Annotated in this window: 1 protein-coding gene; it reads left to right on the forward strand. The window is 69.8% G+C overall.

Going from position 1 to position 997, the window contains the following annotated elements; translation table 11 throughout:
- Positions 1 to 77: 77 nt before the first annotated feature.
- Positions 78 to 971 carry an IS982 family transposase gene (locus tag ACI79C_RS25230; RefSeq protein WP_456948446.1) on the forward strand — a complete coding sequence of 298 codons (894 nt, stop codon included), beginning with the start codon at positions 78 to 80 and terminating at the stop codon, positions 969 to 971.
- Positions 972 to 997: the final 26 nt, after the last annotated feature.

Consider the following 997-nt stretch of genomic DNA (forward strand, 5'->3'; position numbering starts at 1 on the left):
CTAGACGAGTAAGTCCTATCGACCCGGAGGGTCGAAGGGCGCTGTAGACGCGGACGGAGGGTGTTCAGGCTCGGGTTGTGACGACCGACCTCAACACCCTCCTGACCGCACTCTACGTCCGCATCGACGACGATCTGGCCTCTCGCGGGCGCGCCGGACGCCGCCCGCGGCTGACCGACTCCGAGTTGCTGACCTTGGCCGTGGCCCAGGTCCTGCTGGGCGTGCACTCCGAGGCGCGCTGGCTGCGGCTGGTGCCCGCCGCGCTGCCCGGCGCCTTTCCCTATCTGCCCGGCCAGTCCGGCTACAACAAGCGGCTGCGAGCGGCGTTGCCGCTGTTCAAGCAACTCATCCGGAAGCTGGCCGCCGACACCGACCTGTGGGCCGATCCGGTCTGGCTGGTCGACTCCACTCCGGTCGAGTGCGCCCGCTCCCGACCCACCGTGCACCGCTCGGACCTGGCCGGCATCGCCGGCTACAGCTACTGCCCCAGCCATTCGCGCTGGTTCTGGGGACTGCGGCTGCACCTGATCTGCACCCCGGCCGGGCTGCCGATCAGCTGGGCGCTGGCCGACCCCAAGATCGACGAACGCCAGGTGCTGCTGTGCGTCCTCGACGCCGACGCCGACCTGCTCGCCGACCGCCCTGGCCTGCTCCTCATCGCCGACAAGGGCTACGTCTCCGCCGAACTCGACGACTATCTGCACGCCCGCGGCGCGGACCTGCTGCGCCCCTCCTACCGCAACCGCGCACCCCGGCCCGGCCAGGCGCTGCTGGCCCCGATCCGGCAGCTGATCGAGTCCGTCTACGACACCCTTAAAGGCCAGCTCGATCTGGAACTGCACGGCGGACGCAGCCTGACCGGCGTGACCACCCGAGTCGCTCAGCGGCTACTCGCGCTCACCGCCGCCATCTGGCACAACCGGGCCACCGGCCAGCCAGTCACCCGCTCCCTGATCGCCTATGACCACTGACCGGACTTCGGACTTACTCGTCTAGG

This window comes from Geodermatophilus sp. SYSU D00697 (assembly GCF_054050175.1).